The organism is Conexibacter sp. CPCC 205762, from assembly GCF_030646155.1.
Lineage (GTDB): Bacteria > Actinomycetota > Thermoleophilia > Solirubrobacterales > Solirubrobacteraceae > Conexibacter.
This window is the reverse complement of sequence record NZ_JAUTDN010000084.1, coordinates 1-6,239: the sequence shown is the minus strand read 5'-3', so window position 1 is coordinate 6,239 and position 6,239 is coordinate 1. Positions and strand designations below refer to the sequence as shown.

Annotated in this window: 5 protein-coding genes; 3 read left to right on the top strand and 2 right to left on the bottom strand. The window is 68.4% G+C overall.

All coding sequences use genetic code 11. From position 1 onward, the window contains the following. Positions 1-478: 478 nt before the first annotated feature. The 3 genes from Q7L73_RS28380 to Q7L73_RS28370 all read left to right on the top strand — a co-directional run bounded on the left by Q7L73_RS28380 (position 479) and on the right by Q7L73_RS28370 (position 2,755). Positions 479-715, top strand: coding sequence for a hypothetical protein (locus Q7L73_RS28380; RefSeq protein WP_304696257.1), 237 nt, complete (start codon positions 479-481; stop codon positions 713-715). A 164-nt stretch (positions 716-879) separates the two neighbouring features. Next, a complete protein-coding gene (locus Q7L73_RS28375; RefSeq protein ID WP_304696256.1) occupies positions 880-1,995 on the top strand; it encodes a site-specific integrase in 1,116 nt (371 codons plus the stop codon). 31 nt (positions 1,996-2,026) lie between these two features. Continuing rightward, positions 2,027-2,755: a FadR/GntR family transcriptional regulator gene (locus Q7L73_RS28370; RefSeq protein ID WP_304696254.1), complete on the top strand. Its 729-nt coding sequence runs from the start codon at positions 2,027-2,029 to the stop codon at positions 2,753-2,755. Positions 2,756-3,497: 742 nt separating this feature from the next. Here the strand turns inward: Q7L73_RS28370 and Q7L73_RS28365 are convergent. Together Q7L73_RS28365 and Q7L73_RS28360 are read right to left on the bottom strand one after the other, a co-directional pair. Next, positions 3,498-5,186 (bottom strand): MAC/perforin domain-containing protein, encoded by a 1,689-nt coding sequence (locus Q7L73_RS28365; RefSeq protein ID WP_304696252.1) that lies wholly within the window; start codon positions 5,184-5,186, stop codon positions 3,498-3,500. 244 nt (positions 5,187-5,430) lie between these two features. Continuing rightward, complete coding sequence (locus Q7L73_RS28360) at positions 5,431-6,021, bottom strand: hypothetical protein (protein WP_304696250.1); 591 nt, start codon at positions 6,019-6,021, stop codon at positions 5,431-5,433. Positions 6,022-6,239 lie beyond the last annotated feature (218 nt).

Here is a 6,239-nt window from a genome sequence, read left to right as displayed (position 1 = left end):
CCTCGCCGTGATCCTCCAGCACGCGCTGAAGGGCGCATCCGGGCCGGAGGGGGTCGCCGACGCGTTCAGCACGACGTTCGCGTGGGTGCTTGGCCTTTCCGCGATCGCGTTCCTGCCGGCGCTGCTGCTGCCCGGCGGCGAGACACGGACACGATCGCGTTCACGAGGCTGAAGCCCAGGGGGAGGGCCGGCCGGCGATGCAGCAGCTCGGCCACCGACGAGGGCATCAACGTCATCTCGATCCTCCGCGAGCGTGATCACGGCGCAGGCGGGCGAGCCGACCTCCGGCTCGGTTGACCTCATCTGCGTAGCTGACGCCGCCGACCGACACGCTCGGGGGGGCCGGCGTGCGCTGCTGCTGGCTGGGCGGCTGCCATGTCGCCACACTGGAAGACTCCGACCGGCGCGCCGGCATCGCGGCCGGCTCTAGAGTCCGCTCGACCAGGGGAGCGCCGCCACGGAAGGCGCTCAGGGGATCATGAGGACCAGCACCACGAAGCGCACCTTCGCCGGCTTGCTCGCAGCCGCCGGCCTTTTCGCTGCGGCGCCCGCCGCCAGCCCCGTGCTCGCCGCCGGCGAGCACGGCCCGGTTGCGCAGATCCCCTGCAAGAAGGCGACGATCGGCGGGCAGCCGAGATGCATCGCTCGCGGCCAGTTCTGCGCCCACCGCTACGAGCGCGACTACCGCCGCTACGGGTACTCGTGCTCCAAGTAGGACCGCAACGGCCGCTGGCACCTGCAGTGACGCCAACCGGGACAGCGACGGACCGGGGGGGTCCTGGTTGCCTGCTGGACCCCGCGCCAGTGCGCGCGTTCGTAGAGCGCGTCGGGGACCTTGGCGACGCGTCGTCGCGTCGCGCGTTGGGGCGAGAGGTCACGGTGCGCTGGTGGCTGGCCGTGTGGTGGGCGATGGAGAGCCAGCGACTGGCACCCTCGACGCGAGCGCAGTACGCCCGCCAGGTGCGTATTCGGATCGAGCCGTATCTCGGGGATGTGCTGCTCGCGGACGTCGATGTCGCTGAGTTGTCGGTGTGGTTGGATCGCCTGCGGGCCGACGGTCATCCCGCGCAGCAGGTCGCTCGGGCGCAGACTGTGCTGTCGGGATGTCTTCGTCATGCTGCGCGACGAGGTCTGCTGCCGGCGGGCGATCCTATGCCACGGTTGGGGACGCGGGTGCGCACGAGGCGGCGACGTCCTCGCCCGTTGTCGCCGTCGCAGACCGAGTATTTGCGGCTCGTGCTGATGACCGACGACGGACGACGCGGTCATGCGCGACGGGCGCTCCGCTCCGCCACGCTCGTCTCGTTGCTGGCCTACGGAGGACTCCGTCCGAGTGAGGCGATGGGCGCCAAGGTGGGCCATCTGGACCCGGCGGCGGGAGGCATCTGGGTCAGCGACGTGATGTCGGCCGAGCATCGCGTCGACCAGACCAAGACTGGCGACCATCGGTTCGTGCGGCTGGTGAACGCGGTGATCGCCGATCTGGACCTTTGGATCGAGTTCGCGCGCCTTCACGACCCTGCCGGATGGCTCTTTCCCAACCGCGACGGCAACGTCACTCCGCGCACCTATCCCAATTGGGTCAACGAGATCCGTCGCTCCCGCGAGTCCGCTGCGGCCGGCAGGCCAGAGTGGCGGACCGAGTTCGATGTCGTGACGCCGAAGACGTTGCGTCACACCTGCGCCAGTACGCGGTTGCGCGCTGGCGAGCCGGTCGCCGAGGTCGCCGCTGACTTGGGCAACTCACCACGGATTCTGCTGCGCTGGTACACGCACGAGGTTCGCGCAAGCCGTGACCAGCCCATCGAACCGCTCGCGCAGCAGATCGCACGCGCCCGGTCTGACCTCGCGATCGACCTCCTCGCGCGCCGTCTCCTGCTTGCCCCGCGCCGTACGAAGCGCTCACGTAGGCCGCGACAGCACGTGGCCGCGACTGGCCTCGCGCTCGTCGGCAACCGGTATCGCTGGGAGACGCGTGCGGGCTCGCGCCCGTGACGCAACACGGTTGTGGTTTGATCATCTGAACATGGCGCGCCTGCATCGAGAGCTGTTTGAGACGATCGCCGCGGAGATCGTTGCTGGCGATCGGCAGGCCGGCGAGATGCTGCCCAAGGAGATCGATCTCGCCGCGCGATTCGACGTCAGCCGCGGGACGGTGCGGGAAGCGATTCGCGCATTGCAGGAACGCGGCTTGGTCGACGTCAAACACGGCAGAGGCGCGATCGTCCTCGCTGAGGATCGCTGGGACGTATTCAACCCCGATGTGCTCGCGGCGGCGTTGCGATCGGAGCGCGGGTTGGACCTCGTAGTGTCCTACCTTGAGAGTCGGAGACTGCTTGAGGTGCCGGCCGCCCGGCTCGCAGCCGGGCGCGCGGCGCAGCGCGACAGGAAGGCGCTGGCAGAGGCGCACGAGATGATGGCGGAGTACGCGAGCCGACGGTCCCCCCGGCCGGATGAGCTCTTTCACCAAGCCGACCAGCAGTTCCATCAGACGCTTGTACGCTCTACCGGCAACCCGGCACTCGCGCGGCTGATCGAGCGAATTCACTCGGCGCTGTTCGCCGCCCAGCTCAGCCCGCTCACCATTCAGGAGCGGTTTTCTCGGGCGATGGTCGAGCACGGAGCGATCCTGACAGCAGTTGTCGCCGGGGATACCGATCGTGCTGCCAACGCGATGGAGCGTCACCTCCAATCCGTAGCCGACGATCTCTCCAAAGCGCGGGCACGGCAGGCGACACGATCACCGCAGCCGTAACGCAACTGACGGCAGAGTCAGGAACCCATGCCGCGTTGCGCGCTTCGGATGGGTCGATCGACCGCGACGATCGACGAGCAGCGCAGCGAGCGCGATGGCCAGCACGATAAAGACACCAGTCATGCGAGAGCGAGCAGTCCTGTCAACGGATTCGTCATCGGTCGTTCTCCTTTGCTGTGGCACGTAGACCTATCGGGCCGAGCGCGCTCCGCTGCGCAGGTCGGGGCCGCGACCGACGTTCCGACACCCCAGCGACAAGGCACGCTCGACACCGGGAACGGCCCCAGATCGGCCGATCAAGCGACCTCACCTGGCAGGTGCTCTGGTCCTATCGCTGCCGCCGAGACGATCTGCGTAGACGCCCCGCGCAGGAGCGTTTGCGCCCAACGCGCCGCTGGAGGCGCTCGGCGGGGCAGACGGCGGATCTCCCGCGAACTGGTCCCGCTCGCGCAGCCGCACTCTTCGCAGCTCGATCCTGCTCGCCGTCGACGGCCGAGGGCGGCGAGCAGACGATCGTTAACGCCGGGCGCAGCGGCGGCTAGGCGGACGCCGCCCATTCGTCGTGACCGACAATCAGACCGGCGAGGTCGTCCAAAGCGGAATGGACAACCGCCCGGTCCAGTTCGCGCGTGTGAGTCCGTCGTCACCACCGCCAACGTCCCTGACCATTAGACCCGACGCGACCGCCGCCGGGGTGTCGTCGCGCTGGTTGAGCGACGGCCGCGGCGGCAGTCCTACTGGCTCACGGCCGTCGGCGGATGTTGCGGTTCTGTGCCTCGGCGAGCGGGTTGGGGGCCTGCAGCTGGCTCCAGAGGTAGATGTGGGCGCCGCCGGCCCCGCGGTTGAGATCGGTGGCCTCGATCGTCCACCCGGGCCCGACTCCGATGTTCGCGGTCTTGTCGTTGTTGATCTGGACGCCGAGGGATCGGACGACCTTGCCGCGCTGGGCTGCGGCAGCAGGATTGCGGGTGGAGAGAAGCCAGAGATACGCGCCGCCCGCGCCCTGGTTCAGATCGACGTTGGTCGGCCGGTATCTCACGCCGGCCCTGGCGTAGTGGTTGCCGTTCTTGCCGCTCGTGATGACCACGTCGGTGACGGCCTCTGAGGGATCGGTCGTGGTCGTGTAGCCGAGATAGATGAAGCTGCCGCCTGCGCGGCGGTTGAGATCCCAAGGCGCGGGATACATGACGAAGTCGCCGCTGCCGAGCCGCTGGCGCAGTTGCGCCTCGGCGGCCGTCGCGGACTTGGCGGCTGCGACGTGGATCTCCTGGACGTAGGTGGGCGGCTCCTGCAGCGTCTTGAAGTAGGAGGCGTTGGCGCGCAGGGCGGCGTCGAACCGGTCTTCGATCTCCCGTCTGCGGGCTCTGCTGTCGGCGAAGTCCCAGATCGGCCACGCCCAGGTGTCCAGAGCGGCGTTCGCGGCCGGTCCGCCGACGAACGCCAGCGACTTCGAGTTGTCCGGGTCGATCGAGCCCTGCCAGGTCGTGAACGACGCCTTGGCAGCATCGATCGAGGTCACGTCGATGCTGTTGGTTCCGCCGGAGGACCTGATGCTGATCTCGCTGTTGGAGACCAGGTTTCTCGATCTTCTCTCGTCGGAGGTGCTCGTCGAGCCGCTGATCGCTCCGTACGCCGCCTGTGCCTCGATCGACAGCGATCGGGTCGAGGCGTTGGAGATGTTGTTGTGGCGGTAGTTCATGCTGAGCACGCCGCCGAATCCGACATTGTGGAGGAGGTGCGTCCCATAGGTGCGGAACAGCTCCTCAGGCTCGACCTTCGGGTCGTTGACGTCCTCTTTGAACTCGGGCATCAGATAGGGCGTCAGGTTGCGGATGCGGGAGCCGCCCTCAATCCAGTACTGGCGCTTGCGCGCCACGGCGTTGTTGGTGATGAAGGCGGTTTCGGTCGAGACCGACGAGAAGCTGCCGAAGCTGGTCCGCACCGACGCCCTGAACGCGCCGATTCCGCCCGAGACGCCGACGCTGGTCGTCAACGACCGGGAATACTCCGACAGGTTGGAGCCGACCGTGATGCTCTGGTCGAAATCCGACGACGGCTGCGTCCGCAGCAGCCCTCGGTCCTCCAGCTTGTCGATGTCGAGGATCGGGGTGGTCTTGATGCCGCCCCCGTGGAAGTACGCGCTGTTGGCGACGTCGTATCCGTATCCCGGGCCGCGCCAGCCCGGATGGGGCGCCTGTCTGACCGACGACGGGCCGCTCGCCGCGTGTGCCGTCTGCGTGGCGGCGGCGTCGATGCCGGCGGCGGCGAGAACCGCAAGAGTCGCCGACGCGAAGGCGAGTGGGAGGATGGGCAGGCGCATGCTCAGGACTTCCTCGTGTGGGACGACGATCCACGCGAGATGTTCGGCCGGTCGCGGGCAGTCTTTAGGCGCGTCAGCGTTCGTTCTTGACGGTGCGGTGTCCGCAGCCAAGTTCCGCCCCTCAATGCTCGAGCGGCGCGAGCATCAGGTCGCCGCGCTCGCTGGCATTCGGCGACGCTGAGGCGCGCTGCCGGCGTGACGTTGCGGCAGCGCGTACGAGCGCGACAGGACTGGCTCCGGCCTCTTGGCCGCAGATGCTCTCAGGTCATCTGCTGACGCTGCGTGGCTTGCGCGGGGTTGCGCGAGTCGCACGACAGCTGGCTGCCGAGGGCGGCATCGCCGTCTCCGGCAGCGATCAGGGGAAGTAGATCTTGCCGCTGGCCCGGCCGGTGCCGGCCGTGACCGAGATGTTGAGTGCGTTGTCGCGCTTGCGCGCCATCGCACGGTCGACGCGGGCGGGCAGACGGACCGTGAAGCTGCGTCCCTTGCTGTCGGCCGGGAACGAACGCTTCTGCACGACCGCGCCGTTGGAGCGGGCGATCACGAAGGTGCCCCTGCAGGTGTTGTCGCAGGTGATGCGGAAGGAGATGCCGCGACCCGCCCGGCGGGTGGTGCGCAGAGCCCTGCCGTCGCGGATGAAGAGGTTGGAGACACACTGGCTCTGCGGCGTCGCCATCGTGCCGTCGCCCGCAGTCTCGCCGGTGTCGGTCGTCGGGGGCGCGGTCGTCGGAGCGCCTGCGCCGGATTCGCGCCCGATCCCGGCCTGGTTCACCTCACCGCAGCGCGTCAGGGCGGCCGGCTCCTTGGTCCCCTCCCACCTCGGCGAGGAGTAGACGAAGACGTATCTGTTGTCGACCATTCCGAAGCCGAAGTACGAGTTGACCGCGGTCAACGGCGCGATGCAGCGGCCCGAGGACTTCAGCTGCCCGGAGACGGCCGCGAACACCGTCGGCGATCCGGCTGATATGCCTTCGGCGATGGGAGAGTTCACGGTGAAGCCGGCCGCGCTCGTACGGTCCCACGGCTGAACGCCGTGCGGAGCCGGCGCGGGCGCGGAATGGTCGACGCAGTTGCGCTTGGCCATGTCGTCGGCGTGCCACTCGCGATTGCGATCGACTGACGCAGACCGCCGACCGTCGGAGACGCCTCGCCGTCGTCAGTGCA

What these genes read in the sequence shown, in the direction of transcription:
- Q7L73_RS28370 (WP_304696254.1), top strand. Translation starts at nt 2,027, where the DNA reads ATGGCGCGCCTGCATCGAGAGCTGTTTGAGACGATCGCCGCGGAGATC.
- Q7L73_RS28380 (WP_304696257.1), top strand. Translation starts at nt 479, where the DNA reads ATGAGGACCAGCACCACGAAGCGCACCTTCGCCGGCTTGCTCGCAGCC.